Origin of the sequence: Streptomyces sp. NPDC093149 (assembly GCF_044754145.1) — a bacterium.
Taxonomy (GTDB): Bacteria; Actinomycetota; Actinomycetes; order Streptomycetales; family Streptomycetaceae; genus Streptomyces.
The window spans coordinates 249,420-264,479 of sequence record NZ_JBIVON010000011.1 but is presented as its reverse complement, the minus strand read 5'-3'; the positions used below and the strand labels follow the sequence as shown (position 1 = coordinate 264,479).

13 protein-coding genes are annotated in these 15,060 nt (G+C 71.0%); 10 read left to right on the top strand and 3 right to left on the bottom strand.

The features are described from left to right. Positions 1–8: 8 nt before the first annotated feature. Entirely contained in the window at positions 9–701 is a 693-nt protein-coding gene (locus ACIQCZ_RS30075; RefSeq protein WP_402286638.1) for an N-acetylmuramoyl-L-alanine amidase, read from the bottom strand. A 61-nt stretch (positions 702–762) separates the two neighbouring features. On the opposite strand from ACIQCZ_RS30075, the gene mnmA reads away from it, so the two are divergent. Continuing rightward, positions 763–1,893, top strand: coding sequence for a tRNA 2-thiouridine(34) synthase MnmA (gene mnmA / locus ACIQCZ_RS30070; protein ID WP_402286635.1), 1,131 nt, complete (start codon positions 763–765; stop codon positions 1,891–1,893). A gap of 347 nt (positions 1,894–2,240) precedes the next feature. Here the strand turns inward: mnmA and ACIQCZ_RS30065 are convergent, their stop codons facing one another. Beyond that, a complete protein-coding gene (locus tag ACIQCZ_RS30065) occupies positions 2,241–3,041 on the bottom strand; it encodes an alpha/beta fold hydrolase (protein WP_402286633.1) in 801 nt (266 codons plus the stop codon). Positions 3,042–3,135: 94 nt separating this feature from the next. Beyond that, entirely contained in the window at positions 3,136–3,471 is a 336-nt protein-coding gene (locus ACIQCZ_RS30060) for a DUF427 domain-containing protein (protein ID WP_376280769.1), read from the bottom strand. A 141-nt stretch (positions 3,472–3,612) separates the two neighbouring features. Here ACIQCZ_RS30060 and ACIQCZ_RS30055 point away from each other — a divergent pair, with 141 nt between their 5' ends. From ACIQCZ_RS30055 to gatB, 9 genes are all read left to right on the top strand, one after another. Beyond that, positions 3,613–4,152, top strand: a complete 540-nt coding sequence (locus tag ACIQCZ_RS30055; RefSeq protein ID WP_365690975.1) for a TIGR00730 family Rossman fold protein — start codon at positions 3,613–3,615, stop codon at positions 4,150–4,152. Between the two features lie 27 nt (positions 4,153–4,179). Then, complete coding sequence (locus ACIQCZ_RS30050) at positions 4,180–4,869, top strand: SDR family oxidoreductase (RefSeq protein WP_402286629.1); 690 nt, start codon at positions 4,180–4,182, stop codon at positions 4,867–4,869. A 210-nt stretch (positions 4,870–5,079) separates the two neighbouring features. After that, positions 5,080–6,105, top strand: coding sequence for a methionine synthase (locus ACIQCZ_RS30045; RefSeq protein ID WP_402286627.1), 1,026 nt, complete (start codon positions 5,080–5,082; stop codon positions 6,103–6,105). 30 nt (positions 6,106–6,135) lie between these two features. After that, a complete protein-coding gene (gene ligA / locus ACIQCZ_RS30040) occupies positions 6,136–8,328 on the top strand; it encodes an NAD-dependent DNA ligase LigA (protein ID WP_402286624.1) in 2,193 nt (730 codons plus the stop codon). Between the two features lie 393 nt (positions 8,329–8,721). Then, a complete protein-coding gene (locus ACIQCZ_RS30035; RefSeq protein WP_402286621.1) occupies positions 8,722–10,887 on the top strand; it encodes a putative bifunctional diguanylate cyclase/phosphodiesterase in 2,166 nt (721 codons plus the stop codon). A gap of 602 nt (positions 10,888–11,489) precedes the next feature. Then, positions 11,490–11,786: an Asp-tRNA(Asn)/Glu-tRNA(Gln) amidotransferase subunit GatC gene (gene gatC / locus ACIQCZ_RS30030; RefSeq protein ID WP_015036350.1), complete on the top strand. Its 297-nt coding sequence runs from the start codon at positions 11,490–11,492 to the stop codon at positions 11,784–11,786. A gap of 5 nt (positions 11,787–11,791) precedes the next feature. Further along, positions 11,792–13,294, top strand: a complete 1,503-nt coding sequence (gatA, locus tag ACIQCZ_RS30025) for an Asp-tRNA(Asn)/Glu-tRNA(Gln) amidotransferase subunit GatA (protein ID WP_402286619.1) — start codon at positions 11,792–11,794, stop codon at positions 13,292–13,294. Then, positions 13,291–13,530, top strand: coding sequence for a hypothetical protein (locus ACIQCZ_RS30020; RefSeq protein ID WP_402286616.1), 240 nt, complete (start codon positions 13,291–13,293; stop codon positions 13,528–13,530). The genes gatA and ACIQCZ_RS30020 overlap by 4 nt, the downstream gene beginning before the upstream one ends. A gap of 15 nt (positions 13,531–13,545) precedes the next feature. Then, positions 13,546–15,054, top strand: a complete 1,509-nt coding sequence (gene gatB, locus ACIQCZ_RS30015) for an Asp-tRNA(Asn)/Glu-tRNA(Gln) amidotransferase subunit GatB (RefSeq protein ID WP_402286614.1) — start codon at positions 13,546–13,548, stop codon at positions 15,052–15,054. Positions 15,055–15,060 lie beyond the last annotated feature (6 nt).

Sequence of the window (15,060 nt, the reverse complement as noted above, 5' to 3'; positions counted from 1 at the left end):
CTCGCTCCTCAGGCGCCGGACGGCTTCGCACGTGCCGCTCGGACCAGCTTCAGATAGCGGTCCCAGTCCCAGTGCTTCCCCGGATCGGTGTGATCCGTGCCCGGTACTTCCACGTGCCCGATGATGTGCTCGCGGTCCACCGGCATCCCGTACCGTCCGCATATCGCCGCCGCCAGACGCGCCGACGCCCCGTACATCGCAGCCGTGAAGTCCTGCGGACGGTCCACGAAGCCCTCGTGCTCGATGCCGACGCTGCGTTCGTTGTACGACCTGTTCCCCGCGTGGAACGCCACATCGAGCTCACGGATCATCTGCGTCACATGGCCGTCCTTGCGTACCACGTAATGCGCCGCCGCCCCGTGCCCCGGGTCCTGGAAGGCCTTCACCGCGCCCCGGTAGCCGCCCTGGGTGACATGGATGACCACCCGGTCGACCGGATAGTCCGCGGGGCGGTCGGCTCGCCGCCAGTTCGCCGGGGACGCCGATATCCATTCGGCCCGCGCGAAGTCCACCTCGCCGGGCGTCCGGGGCTTGTCCACCCCGGGCAGCCGCCACCAGGCGTGCTCCAGCTTCTCCCGCGCCAGCGCGGCCGTGCCCACGGCCGTGACGGCGGCGCCGATCAGCAGCCCGCGCCGACCGATGCCGTGCCCCGACCCCGCCCGCCCGGACCGGCCGCCACCCGATGTCCCCTTGGTCCCCATGTGATCCACAACGCATATCCGCGAGCGTTCGGTTCCCGGAGCCCCGTACTCTGGTGGAGCTATGACTCAGACTTCCCAGCGCCCCCTCCGTGTGCTCGCCGCCATGTCCGGCGGTGTCGACTCCGCCGTCGCCGCGGCCCGCGCCGCAGAGGCGGGGCACGACGTGACCGGTGTGCACCTCGCCCTCTCCGCGAACCCGCAGTCCTTCCGTACCGGGGCGCGCGGCTGCTGCACGATCGAGGACTCCCGCGACGCGCGCCGCGCCGCGGACGTCATCGGCATCCCGTTCTACGTCTGGGACCTGGCGGAACGCTTCCGCGAGGACGTCGTGGAGGACTTCATCGCCGAGTACGAGGCGGGGCGCACCCCGAACCCGTGTCTGCGCTGCAACGAGAAGATCAAGTTCGCCGCACTGCTCGACAAGGCCCTCGCGCTCGGCTTCGACGCCGTGTGCACCGGCCACTACGCCACGGTCGTACTGCGCGAGGACGGCAGCCGCGAACTGCACCGTGCCTCCGACATGGCCAAGGACCAGTCGTACGTCCTCGGTGTCCTGGACGAGAAGCAGCTCGCCCACGCGATGTTCCCGCTCGGCGACACCCTCACCACCAAGGACGAGATCCGCGCGGAGGCCGAGCGCCGGGGCCTCGCCGTCGCCAAGAAGCCCGACAGCCACGACATCTGCTTCATCGCCGACGGCGACACCCAGGGCTTCCTGGCGAGCAGGCTCGGTACCGCCGAGGGCGACATCGTCGACGAGTCCGGTACGAAGGTCGGCACCCACGAGGGCGCCTTCGGCTTCACCATCGGCCAGCGCAAGGGGCTGCGCATCGGCCACCCCGCCCCGGACGGCAAGCCGCGCTACGTCCTGGACATCTCCCCGGTGAACAACACCGTGACGGTCGGCCCGGTCGAGTCCCTCGATGTCACCGCGCTCACCGCCATCAGGCCCCGCTGGTGCGGCAGCGCCCCGGCGGGCTCCGGCACGTACACCGCCCAGCTGCGCGCCCACGGCGGCGAGACCGAGGTGACGGCGGAACTGGTCGACGGCACGCTGAACGTCACCTTCACCGAGCCGGTACGGGGCGTGGCCCCCGGCCAGGCGGTCGTGCTCTACGACGGCAGCCGCGTGGTCGGCTCGGCGACGATCGCGACGACGGTGCGGCGGGAGACCGCGGCGGCGTCCGGCTGACCGGTCCCGGTCCGCCCCGGCCCCGGTCCGCCCCGGCCCTGGCCGAACGCCGGGACCGGGACCGCCGGACCGCGGATCAGCGCGGGATCTTGGCCCTTGACGTCGCCGAATTCCTCGCATGCGGATTCCCGTCGGCCGTCGTCTCCGAGTCGATGCGCATCCGGAAGCCACCGGCGTCGACCTGTGTGAACGTCCCCGCAGCGGCGGCCGGTTGCCCTCCGAGGAGAGCGACCGCCGCAGTGAACCGAGCGACGAGCGCGGCCCACGTCCGGCGAACAGGCACGGCGACGCCCCGCGCGGTCACGTCCGACCCCTGTACGGACGTGACCGCGGGGCGGACCGTGGGCTCAGGAGGCCTGGTGCGCGTACATGTCGCGGGCGAAGAACTCCGCCAGGACGGGCGCGATCGCCTGGGGCGCCAACTCGCGCGTCTGGCCCGTCAGAGTGCGATGACGGGCGCGCGGGAGGGCGTCCGCGAGAGCGCGGGCCGCCAGCCGGGCCCGCGTGGGGCTGGAGCCGCCGCACACCACCAGGGTGCGCGCCGTGACGGACGCGAACCGTTCGGCCGGGATCGCGCCGTTGCCGAGCAGCGCGTCGTCGTACGCGAGGGTGTGCGCCATCGACACCAGGTCCCGCCACAGCGGCGCGCGCCGCATCCGGGCGATCATGTCGGCCGGGACGCCCGTCACGGACAGGAAGAGCTCCACGGCCCCGGCGCGGTCCCCGGCGGTCAGCAGCCGGTGCAGCCGAGCCGTGCAACAGGCTTTGAACCGCTCTCCCGAGGCGCCGGGGGTGTAGGGCGGCTCGTACACCGCCAGCAGGTCGACGGGGAGCCCTGCGGCCTGTGCCTCCAGGGCCAGCGCCCCGCCCGCCCCCGTGCCGAACAGCGAGGCCCGTCCGCCGGCCGCCGCGACGAGCGCGGCCAGGTCCTCGATCTCGCGCTCCACCCGGTACGGCCCGCTGTCGCCGCTGGAGCCGCGACCGCGTCTGTCGTACGTGATGACGCCGAGGCGCGGCGCGAGGAGCCGCGCCAGGGGGGCCTCGGTCGCGGCCGTGCTCAGAGCCCCGCCGACCAGGATCACCGGCGGCCCTTCACCCCGGCGCCGATACGCGATCGAGGTGCCGTCGCGGGAGAGAATCTTGTCCATGTGGGGGTGGACTGCGGCGCCCGCGAAAATTCATCGCCGGCGCCGAGATTTCTTCAGATCTCTCAATTCTCCGGGCCCGAGGAGTGGTTGACGGTCATTCGTCGACGGTCTCGGTGTCGTAGAAGCAGAAGTGGTCCTTGATCGCGGCGACTTCGGGCTTCGGTTCGGGGTAGGCCCAGACGAGATCGGCCGCGTCCGGCAGCGACCAGTAGGAGGCCTCGCCCTTGAACGGACAGTGGGTGTGGGTGTCCGAGGCCGTCAGCAGCTCCGTGCGGACGTCCTCGGGCGGCAGGTAGTAGCGCGCCGGACAACCCGTCTCGCGCAGGACGAGCGGGCGCCGGCTCTCGGCGAGCACCTGCCCGTCGCGCACCACACGTACATGCTCGGTGCCGGGTTCGACCGTGATGTGGTGTCCTGCTGTGGCAGTCATGTCAGGTTCAGCCGTGCCGCGCGCCGTTTTCTTCCCGGCGGCTTCATTTCCCGGCGGTTTCCTTCCGGGCGGGCTCCTTCCCCGAGGGCCTGTTCGCCCCCGTCCGCCGGGGCTGTCGGTGGTGGCCTTTACGGTTGCTGCATGAATATCTGTGTTTTCCTCTCCGCCGCCGATCTCGACGACCGCTACACCCAGCCCGCCCGCGAATTCGCCGAGCTGCTCGGCCGGGGCGGACACACACTGGTCTGGGGAGGGTCGGAGAGCGGCCTGATGAAGGTCGTCGCCGACGGCGTGCAGGAATCGGGCGGCCGGCTGGTCGGGGTGTCGGTCGACTTCCTGGCCGCCAAGGCCCGGAGCAACGCGGACGAGATGGTGATCGCGCGCGATCTCGCCGAGCGCAAGGCGCTGCTCCTGGAGAAGGCGGACGCGGTCGTGATCATGGTGGGCGGTACCGGGACGCTCGACGAGGCGACCGAGATCCTGGAGCTGAAGAAGCACGGCAAGCACGACAAGCCGGTCGTCCTGCTCAACACGGCGGGCTTCTACGACGGGCTCCGCCAGCAGTTCCAGCGGATGGAGGACGAGGGTTTCCTGCCCCTCCCGCTGACCGACCTGGTGTTCTTCGCGAAGGACGGCGTGGGCGCCCTGGCCTACCTGGAGGAGTGGTCCGGCCTGCGGTGACGCGATGACGGGTGAGATCATGGCGGGATGTCCACTCATGTCATCACCGGCGCCGGCTCCGGCATCGGCGCAGCCGTCACCCGTCGTCTACTGGAGCGCGGCGACGAGACCGTGCTGCTGGCCCGTGACGCCGGCCGCGCGAAGGAACTGGCCGCGCTCCACCCCGGCGCCCGGACGCTCGTCGGTGACCTCTCCAACCCGGACCGGCTCTCCTGGGCGTTCGCCCAGCAGGCGATGCCGGAGCGCGTCGACTCGCTGTTGCACGTCGCGGGCGTCGTCGAGCTCGGCAAGGTCGGTGACCTCACGCCCAAGGCGTGGCACTTCCAGCTCAACACCAACCTGGTCGCGCCCGCCGAGCTGACCAGGCTCTTCCTGCCGCAACTGCGCGTCTCCCAGGGTCATGTGCTCTTCGTGAACTCGGGTGCCGGCCTCGCCGCGCACGCCGAGTGGAGCGCGTACGCCGCGAGCAAGCACGGCCTGAAGGCGCTCGCCGACTCGCTGCGCCAGGAGGAGCACGCCAACGGCGTCCGGGTGACCTCCGTCTACCCGGGGCGTACCGCCAGCCCCATGCAGGTCAAGGTCCACCAGCAGGAGGGCAAGGAGTACGACGCCTCCCGCTGGATCGACCCGGAGTCGATCGCCACCACCATCCTGATGGCCATCGACCTCCCGCGCGACGCGGAGGTCAACGACCTCACGGTGCGCCCCGGGCACTGAGCCCTCGGCCACCGGCGGTGCCGGTGCCGTTCCACACGGACAAGCTGAAGGCAGGAGACGAGCCTCGGCCCCCGGCGGTTCCGGTGCCGGGGTGTCGCGCGCGATGCCGTCCCCAGGGGCCCCGGGCCGCCTCGTGGGGGCCGGACCGCCCTCGCCCGTGACGGGCCCGCCCCGCGACGGGCACGGGCGCTCGGACCGTAGGCTTCCCACGTGAGCGAGAAGAGCAAGTTCAGCGGGTGCCCGGCCACCGGAATCGGTTCCATGCCCGGGGGAGACGCACGGGAGGCGGCGAAGACCGTCACCGGGTCCTTCGGGGGCGGCGAGGGCCTGCCGCATCTGGCGGAACTTCCGGCCCGCGGGCCCGGTGCGGACATGATCGGGCGGACCATCGGGCTCCTCGTCGACCTGTACGGGCATGTCGAGCCCAGCGGCTGGCGGATCAGCGACCGGCCCGGACGCGACACCCGCCGGGCCAGGTCCTGGCTCGGCGAGGACCTCGACGCGCTGGAGGAGTTCACCCAGGGCTACGAGGGGCCGCTCAAGGTCCAGGCCGTCGGTCCCTGGACCCTGGCCGCCGCGCTGGAACGGCGGGGCGGCGAGGCCGCGCTCGGGGACCCGGGGGCCTGCCGGGACCTGGCGGGCTCACTGGCCGAGGGGCTGCGCGACCACCTCGGCGAGGTACGGCGCAGGGTGCCCGGCGCCGAGGTGATCCTCCAGCTCGACGAACCGTCACTGACCGCCGTACTGCGCGGACGGATCAGGACGGCGAGCGGGTACCGCACCCACCGGGCCGTCGACCGCCAGGTCGTGGAGGGCACCCTGCGCGATGTCCTGGCCGCGGCCGGGGACGGGGCGACGGTGGTGCACACCTGCGCGCCCGAGGTGCCGTTCGGGCTGTTGCGCCGGGCGGGGGCCGACGGCATCTCCTTCGACTTCTCGTTGCTCACCGAGCGTGAGGAGGACGCGATCGGGGAAGCGGTCGAGGGCGGCACCCGGCTCCTCCTCGGGGTGGTGCCGGGCACCGACCCGGCCTCGGGCGCATTGTCCGACCCGGGAGGTAGCGTCATGGGTGTCAGGACGCTGTGGCGCAGGCTGGGGCTGAATCCGGGGACGCTGTCGCAGTCCGTGGTGATCACCCCTTCGTGCGGGCTCGCGGGTGCCTCGCCCGCGTACGCGCGCGCCGCGCTCGCCCACTGCGTCCGGGCCGCGAGATCGCTCGCAGACAACCCTGAGTAACGGGGCAACGGGTAACGGGAGGACGAGACGATGGCCGGCGAACAGCAGATGGCAGTGCCCGCACAGGCCCGGGAGCAGCACGCGCTCCTGGCCGAGCAGATCGAGGAGCACCGCTTCCGGTACTACGTGAACGACCAGCCGGTCGTGAGCGATGCCGAGTTCGACCGGCTGATGCGTGAGCTGCAGGCCCTGGAGGAGACGTATCCGCAGTTGCGTACGCCCGATTCGCCGACGCAGAAGGTCGCGGGGCCGTACCAGACGCAGTTCACCTCCGTCGAGCACCGCGAGCGGATGCTCTCACTGGACAACGCCTTCAGCGACGTCGAGTTGGCGTCCTGGGGCGAGCGGATCGCCAAGGACGTCGGCACCACCGACTACCACTTCCTGTGCGAGCTGAAGGTCGACGGTCTCGCGGTCAACCTCACCTACGAGCACGGGCGGCTGACCCGGGCGGCGACCCGTGGTGACGGCCGCACCGGCGAGGACATCACCCCCAATGTCCGCACGATCGCCGAGATCCCCCACCGGCTGAAGGGCGACCGCGTCCCGGCGCTGGTCGAGATCCGCGGCGAGGTCTTCTTCCCGATGGAAGCCTTCGAGGAGCTCAACGCCCGGCTCGTCGAGGCCGAGGACAAGCCCTTCGCCAACCCGCGCAACGCGGCGGCCGGTTCGCTGCGCCAGAAGGATCCGAAGGTCACCGCCACCCGCCCGCTGCACATGGTGGTGCACGGCATCGGCGCCCGCGAGGGCTTCGACATCGACTGCCTCTCGCACGCCTACGAGCTGCTCCACGAGTGGGGTCTGCCCACCGCCAGGCACAACAAGGTGGTGGCTTCCCTTGACGAGGTACGGGAGTTCATCGCGTACTTCGGCGAGAACCGGCACTCCGTGGAGCACGAGATCGACGGCGTCGTCGTGAAGCTGGACGAGATCCCGCTCCAGGGCCGACTGGGCTCCACCTCGCGTGCACCGCGCTGGGCGATCGCGTGGAAGTACCCACCCGAGGAGGTCAACACCAAGCTGGTCAACATCCGGGTCGGCGTCGGGCGCACCGGGCGGGTCACGCCCTACGCGCAGGTCGAGCCGGTCGAGGTGGCGGGTTCCGAGGTCGAGTTCGCCACCCTGCACAACCAGAACGTGGTGAAGGCGAAGGGCGTCCTCATCGGGGACACGGTGGTGCTCCGCAAGGCCGGCGACGTGATCCCGGAGATCCTCGGTCCGGTCGTCGATCTGCGTGACGGCACCGAGCGGGCGTTCGTGATGCCGACGCACTGTCCCGAGTGCGGCACGGAGCTGCGGCCCATGAAGGAGGCCGACATCGATGTCCGCTGCCCCAACGCGCGTTCCTGTCCAGCACAGTTGCGCGAGCGCCTCGCCTATCTCGCGGGTCGTAAGAGCCTCGACATCGATCACTTCGGCTATGTCGCGGCAGCGGCTCTGACGAAGCCCTTGGAGCCTGCCGAGCCACCGCTGCGCGACGAGGGCGATCTCTTCGGTCTGACCGTCGAGCAGTTGCTGCCGATCCGGGCCTATGTCCTGGACCAGGACAGCGGATTGCCCAAGCGTGACCCGAAGACCGGCGAGGAGAAGACCGCGTGGGTCTTCGCCAACCAGCAGGGCGAGCCGAAGAAGAACGCCCTTGCCATGCTCGACGCCGTGGCCGCGGCCAAGGAAGCCCCGTTGGCCCGGGTTCTCACCGGCCTCTCCATCCGTCATGTGGGCCCGATCGCGGCCGAGGAGCTGGCCCGTCAGTTCCGCTCCATCGACCGGATCGACGAGGCGTCCGAGCAGGAACTGGCCGAGGCCGACGGGGTCGGTCCCATCATCGCCGCCTCGGTGAAGCAGTGGTTCGCCGAGGACTGGCACCGGGAGATCCTGCGCAAGTGGCGGGAGGCCGGAGTCCGGATGGAGGACGAGGGGTCGGGGGAGGACGTGGGTCCGCGCCCGCTCGAAGGCCTCACCGTCGTCGTCACCGGCACGCTGTCCGGACACACCAGGGACGGTGCGAAGGACGCGCTCCAGAGCCGGGGGGCGAAGGTGACGGGATCCGTCTCGAAGAAGACCTCCTTCGTGGTCGTCGGTGACAACCCAGGTTCGAAGTACGACAAAGCGGTGCAACTGAAGGTGCCCGTGCTGGACGAGGGCGGTTTCGCCGTGCTGCTCGAAGAAGGGCCGGACGCGGCGCGCGCCGCGGCCGTGACTGTCGGGGAACCTGCGGAATAGGACAGATCCCTGACCGAAAACAGGCGGAATATGGCGGGATCTTCGCGGAAGAATTAACGCAATGGGATAGATCCCCGTCGGAGAACCCCACATCGTGATCGATCGATGGGCGAACAGCGAACAAGGGTGCACAGAAAGGGTGTAGGGGGACGGACGGGGGCAGAGGTCGTCGCCGGTGGATCGGGTTCACCCGATCGGCGCATAGCAGATGCTGACGGACGGTTGGTTCGCATTCGGGCAAGAGCTGTAGAGCGCTGCCCGTAGAAGCGTTCCGCGGCCTACTGTTGAGAGATGCAACTGCCGTGCCCGGCCACGAGGTGGGAATTCGGGTCGTGGTGGCATGGAGCTGAACCATCAGGCGACATCGGCACCGCCGGCTGTGAGAGGGACGGAATGAAACCGACCGAGAGCGCCGCACCGGTGTCGCGGCTGCAAGGTTTCGTCGGCCTCACGCCCAAAGTGGGTGCCGTCTTCGTGGTGATCGCCGTTGTTCAGCTCACGACCGGTTTCTACCGGACCGTGAGCGAAGGACGCGCGCTCTTCCCCGACGGCAGGGTCGGGTGGTCCCTGGCCGTCCTCACCGGAATCGTCGTCGGCCACCTGGTCGCGCTCGGACGCGACCGATGGTGGGGCGGCACCGGTTCCGGGGCCGCCCTCACTCTCGCCGTGCTGCTGCTCTACGGCTGGGTGCCCGCCGGTCTGGTCAGCCTGGTCGTCGTCGTCCTCGTCGGCGCGGCCCGCAGACACCGCTGGTGGCAGGGGCTGCTGCACGGCGCCGTGGACATCCTGGGGATAGGCGCGGCGGCCCTGGTGCTCGCCGCGTTCGGCGACGTCCAGACCGTCGAATCGCCCTGGCGGCCACTCGACTGGGGCATCGCCGCCGTCCCCGAGGTCCTCCTGGCCGCCTCCACCTATCTTCTGGTCACCCGGGTCCTGCTGTGGTACGCACGGGCGCCCCAGGGCGGCGGACTGCCCACCGTCGCCCGCACCGCGCTGCTGCGCCAGGGCCTCGTCGCGGTCGCCCTCCTCGGCATCGCACCGCTGATCTGCGTGGTGGCGATGGCCATGCCCGTACTTCTGCCGCTCTTCGCGGTCCCCCTGATCGCCCTGGACTCCACCCTCTGGATAGCCCGCGCGCGGGCCGAGGAGCAGCTGCGCGACCCACTGACCGGACTGCCCAACCGGCAGTGGCTGCTGGAGCGCACCTGGACGGCCCTGGAGGACGCCGAGTCCGTCGGCGCCAGATCCGCTCTCGTCCTGATCGACCTCGACCGGTTCCGTGCGGTCAACGACACCCTCGGGCATCTGGCGGGGGACCGGCTGCTGCTGCAGATAGCGGAACGCCTGCGCCTCGCGCTCCCGCGGGGGGCGGAGGCCGCGCGGCTCGGCGGTGACGAATTCGCGGTGCTCCTGCCGACCGCGGACTCCACCACCAGCGCCCAGCGGGTCGCCCGCCACCTCGTCGCCGAACTGTCCTCCCCGCTGGACCTCGACGGTCTGACCCTGGTGCTGGAGGCCAGCGCCGGGGTCGCCGTCCACCCGGACCACGCGCTGGACGCCGAAGGGCTGCTCAGGCGCGCGGACGTGGCCATGTACCAGGCCAAGCGCGACCGTACGGGTGTCGAGGTGTACGAGTCGAAGCGGGACAGCAACACCCCGGACCGGCTCGGGCTGCTCGGTGATCTGCGGCGCGCGCTGGACGCCGGCGAGGTGGAGCTCCACTACCAGCCGAAGGTCCGCTTCGACGGACAGGTGGCCGGCCTCGAAGCGCTGGTCCGCTGGGTGCATCCGGAGCGCGGGCGGGTCCCCCCGGACGAGTTCATCGCCATCGCGGAGTCGTCCGGCCTGATGCCGCACCTGACGGAGTACGTCCTGGAGACTGCGCTGGCCCAGGTCGCCCGGTGGCGGGCGCAGGGGCTGTTCGTTCCGGTGGCCGTCAACGTCTCCCCGCGCGACGTGCACACTCCCGGATTCGCGGGCGGTGTGGCGGCCCGGCTCGCCCGGCACGGCGTCCCGGCCGGGGCACTGCAGCTGGAGATAACGGAACACGTGCTGCTGGAGGACCCGCAGCGCGCCGCCGACACCCTGGCCGGGCTGACCGGGCACGGCGTGAAGATGTCCCTCGACGACTTCGGCACGGGGTATTCCTCGCTGGTCCATCTGCGCCGGCTGCCGGTCAGCGAGCTGAAGATCGACCGCTCGTTCGTGGCCCGTCTGGCCGTGGACAACGAGGACGCGGAGATCGTCCGCTGCACCATCGACCTGGCCCACTCGCTCGGCCTGCTGGTCGTCGCGGAGGGGGTCGAGGACGACGAGACCTGGGAGCGGCTGCGGGATCTGCGGTGCGATGCGGTGCAGGGGTGGCTGGTCGCCGCGGCCATGCCGCCGCAGGAGGCGACGGCCTGGCTGCGGGCGCGGGGCGAGCACGGCTGGCGCCGGCCGGCGGAGCTGGCCGCGGCTGCCGCGGCGGCCGCCGCCGCGGCAGCCGCGGGCGCGAAGCCCGAGCTGGAGCAGCGGGCGTCCGGGCGGGCGGTCAAGCCGAGGCCCGCGACGACGTGAGCGCGGGGCGCCGGCCCGGCGTTGAACCATTCGCCGGGTGCGAGGCCGCGACGACGTGAGCGCGGGGCGCCGGCCCGCGTCGGACCCCACGCCGGGGGCGACGCGGCGACGACGTGGGCGCGGGGCGCCGGCCCGGCGTTGAACCATTCGCCGGATGTGAGGCCCGCGACGACGTGAGCGTGGGGCGCCGGCCCGGCGTTGAACCATTCGCCGGATGTGAGGCCCGCGACGACGTGAGCGTGGGGCGCCGGCCCGGCGTTGAACCATTCGCCGGGCGCGAGGCCCGCGACGACGTGAGCGTGGGGCGCCGGCCCGGCGTTGAACCATTCGCCGGGCGCGAGGCCGCGACGACGTGGGCGCGGGGCGCCGGCCCGCGTCGGACCCCACGCCGGGGGCGACGCGGCGACGACGTGGGCGCGGGGGGACGGGGGGTGCGCGATCCGGGGGCGCGTGCCCGGGTGCCGGCGGCCGTTGTGCCGCCCGACCCCGGGCGGACCCGAATCCGGCGCCCGACCAGGGCGTTCGCCCGGGTGGCGGGAGCGGCCACGGCCGACACCATAGGATTGGGCCAAAACCACACACCAACCCCTGAGGATCGCTGCATGCCTGGCATCACGCGCGAGGAGGTCGCCCACCTCGCCCGGCTGGCGCGTCTGGAGCTGAAGGGCGAAGAGCTCGATCACTTCGCCGGTCAGCTCGACGACATCATCGGCGCGGTCGCCCGCGTCTCCGAGGTCGCCGACCAAGACGTACCGCCGACCTCCCACCCGCTGCCGCTGACCAACGTCATGCGCGCGGACGAGGTCCGTCCGTCGCTCACCCCCGAGCAGGCGCTCTCCGGCGCCCCGGCCCAGGAGCAGCAGCGTTTCAAGGTGCCGCAGATCCTGGGGGAGGACTAACAGCCATGACGGACAACAGCACCATCATCAAGCTCACCGCGGCCGAGATCGCCGAGAAGATCGCGTCCGGCGAGCTCACGGCCGTCCAGGTCACCGAGGCCCATCTGGCCCGGATCGACGCGGTCGACGAGAAGGTCCACGCCTTCCTGCACATCGACCGCGAGGGCGCGCTCGCGCAGGCCCGTGCCGTCGACGCGAAGAGGGCCGCCGGCGAGAAGCTGGGCCCGCTGGCCGGTGTCCCGCTCGCGCTGAAGGACATCTTCACCACGGAGGGCATGCCGACCACCGTCGGTTCCAAGATCCTCGAAGGCTGGATCCCGCCGTACGACGCGACCCTCACCAAGAGGCTGAAGGCCGCCGACGTCGTCATCCTCGGCAAGACCAACATGGACGAGTTCGCCATGGGGTCCTCCACCGAGAACAGTGCCTACGGCCCGACCGGCAACCCGTGGGACCTCACCCGTATCCCGGGCGGTTCCGGCGGCGGCTCCTCGGCCGCGCTCGCGTCGTACGAGGCCCCGCTCGCCATCGGCACGGACACCGGCGGTTCCATCCGTCAGCCCGCCGCCGTCACCGGCACCGTCGGCGTCAAGCCCACCTACGGCGGCGTCTCCCGCTACGGCATGGTGGCGTTCTCCAGCTCCCTGGACCAGGGCGGCCCCTGTGCCCGTACCGTTCTTGACGCGGCCCTGCTGCACGAGGTGATCGCCGGGCACGACCCGATGGACTCGACGTCCATCGACGCCCCGGTCCCGCCGGTCGTCGAGGCCGCCCGCAACGGCAGCGTCGAGGGCATGCGCATCGGAGTCGTCAAGCAGTTCGCCGGTGAGGGCTACCAGGCCGGTGTCGTCCAGCGCTTCAACGAGTCGGTCGAGCTGCTGAAGTCGCTCGGTGCCACGATCGTCGAGCTGGACTGCCCCTCCTTCGACCTCGCGCTGTCGGCGTACTACCTGATCGCGCCGTCCGAGTGCTCCTCCAACCTGGCCCGCTTCGACGCCATGCGTTACGGCCTGCGCGTCGGTGACGACGGCACGAGGTCCGCCGAGGACGTCACCGCGCTCACCCGTGAGGCCGGCTTCGGTGACGAGGTCAAGCGCCGCGTCATCCTCGGTACGTACGCGCTCAGCTCCGGCTACTACGACGCGTACTACGGCTCGGCACAGAAGGTCCGCACCCTCATCACGCAGGACTTCGAGAAGGCCTTCGAGCAGGTCGACGTGATCGTCTCCCCGACGACGCCCACCACCGCCTTCCCGATCGGCGAGCGCGCCGACGACCCGATGGCGATGTATCTCGCGGACCTGTGCACCATTCCGACCAACCTCGCCGGGAACTCCGCCATGTCGCTGCCCTGCGGCCTGGCCCCGGAGGACGGCCTGCCGGTCGGACTGCAGATCATCGCCCCCGCCATGAAGGACGACCGTCTCTACAAGGTCGGAGCGGCCGTCGAGGCAGCCTTCGTGGAAAAGTGGGGACACCCGCTGCTGGAGGAGGCTCCGTCACTGTGAGTGCACTGACCAAGGCCAAGGGCTTCAAGAAGTCCAAGACCGGTACGTACCTGTCCATCGGCACCACCGCCTACGGTGCAGTGGGCGTCGTCAAGCAGGTCAGGAAGGCCCGCCTCGAGCACGACACGCTCCAACTGATCGACGCCGTTGTCTCCGCCGCCGCCATCGCCACCGGTCTCGCCCTGCTGCTGCGCGAACTCAAGCGCCTCGGCGATGACGACGTACTGCTGGGCTGAGAGGGAAGTTTCACCGTGACTGTCACCGACCTGGTGTCGTACGAGGACGCGCTCGCGTCCTACGACCCCGTCATGGGCCTGGAGGTCCATGTCGAGCTCGGCACCAAGACCAAGATGTTCTGCGGCTGCTCGACCGAGCTCAAGCAGGACGCCAACTCCCAGACCTGCCCGGTCTGCCTCGGCCTGCCCGGCGCGCTGCCGGTCGTCAACGAGATCGGCGTCGAGTCCGCCATCAAGATCGGTCTCGCGCTGAACTGCGAGATCGCCGAGTGGTGCCGCTTCGCCCGGAAGAACTACTTCTATCCGGACATGCCGAAGAACTTCCAGACCTCCCAGTACGACGAGCCGATCGCCTACAACGGCTATCTGGACGTCCAGTTGGAGGACGGGGAGGTCTTCCGGGTGCAGATCGAGCGTGCCCACATGGAGGAGGACACCGGCAAGTCGACCCACGTCGGCGGTGCCACCGGCCGTATCCAGGGCGCGTCCCACTCCCTGCTCGACTACAACCGCGCGGGCATCCCGCTCATCGAGATCGTCACCAAGCCGATCGAGGGAGCGGGCGCACGCGCCCCCGAGGTCGCCAAGGCGTACGTCGCCGAGCTCCGCGAGCTCATCAAGGCGCTCGGCGTCTCCGAGGCCCGGATGGAGATGGGCCAGATGCGCTGCGACGTCAACCTGTCGCTGCGCCCCAACGGCACCGAGACGTTCGGCACGCGCTCCGAGACGAAGAACGTGAACTCGCTGCGTTCCGTCGAGCGCGCCGCCCGCTTCGAGATCCAGCGCCACGCCGCGGTGCTGAGCTCGGGCGGCACGGTCGTGCAGGAGACCCGGCACTTCCACGAGGAGGACGGCTCCACCACGGCCGGCCGTATCAAGGACAACGCCGAGGACTACCGCTACTTCCCCGAGCCCGACCTGGTGCCGGTCGCCCCGGCCCGTGAGTGGGTCGAGGAGCTCCGCAAGGGACTCCCCGAGATGCCGCGGGTGCGCCGCAACCGGCTGAAGGAGGAGTGGGGCGTCTCGGAACACGACATGCAGTCCATCCTCAACGCGGGCGCGGTCGACCTGATCGTCGCCACGACCGACGCGGGCGCCCCCTCGGACCAGGCCCGCAAGTGGTGGATGGGCGAGCTGGCCCGTAACGCCAACGAGACCGGCCGCGGCCTCGACGAGCTGCCGATCACCCCGGTGCAGGTCGCCAGGGTGGCCGAGCTCGTCACCTCGGGCGATCTCAACGACAAGCTGGCACGCCAGGTGATCGAGGGCGTCCTCGCGGGTGAGGGCGACCCGGACACCGTCGTCGAGAAGCGCGGCCTGAAGGTCGTCTCCGACGAGGGCGCGCTGGGCGCCGCCGTGGACGAGGCGATCGCCGCCAACGCGGCCATCGCGGACAAGATCCGCGGCGGCAAGGTCGCGGCCGCGGGCGCGCTCGTCGGCGCGGTCATGAAGGCCACCCGCGGCCAGGCCGACGCGGCCCGGGTGCGTGAGCTGATCCTGGAGAAGCTCGGCGTCGAGGGCTGATCCCGG

Coding starts and splice junctions, on each gene's coding strand:
- ACIQCZ_RS30075 (WP_402286638.1), bottom strand. CDS start 701: ATGGGGACCAAGGGGACATCGGGTGGCGGCCGGTCCGGGCGGGCGGGG.
- mnmA (WP_402286635.1), top strand. CDS start 763: ATGACTCAGACTTCCCAGCGCCCCCTCCGTGTGCTCGCCGCCATGTCC.
- ACIQCZ_RS30065 (WP_402286633.1), bottom strand. CDS start 3,041: ATGGACAAGATTCTCTCCCGCGACGGCACCTCGATCGCGTATCGGCGC.
- ACIQCZ_RS30060 (WP_376280769.1), bottom strand. CDS start 3,471: ATGACTGCCACAGCAGGACACCACATCACGGTCGAACCCGGCACCGAG.
- ACIQCZ_RS30055 (WP_365690975.1), top strand. CDS start 3,613: ATGAATATCTGTGTTTTCCTCTCCGCCGCCGATCTCGACGACCGCTAC.
- ACIQCZ_RS30050 (WP_402286629.1), top strand. CDS start 4,180: ATGTCCACTCATGTCATCACCGGCGCCGGCTCCGGCATCGGCGCAGCC.
- ligA (WP_402286624.1), top strand. CDS start 6,136: ATGGCCGGCGAACAGCAGATGGCAGTGCCCGCACAGGCCCGGGAGCAG.
- ACIQCZ_RS30035 (WP_402286621.1), top strand. CDS start 8,722: ATGAAACCGACCGAGAGCGCCGCACCGGTGTCGCGGCTGCAAGGTTTC.
- gatC (WP_015036350.1), top strand. CDS start 11,490: ATGCCTGGCATCACGCGCGAGGAGGTCGCCCACCTCGCCCGGCTGGCG.
- gatA (WP_402286619.1), top strand. CDS start 11,792: ATGACGGACAACAGCACCATCATCAAGCTCACCGCGGCCGAGATCGCC.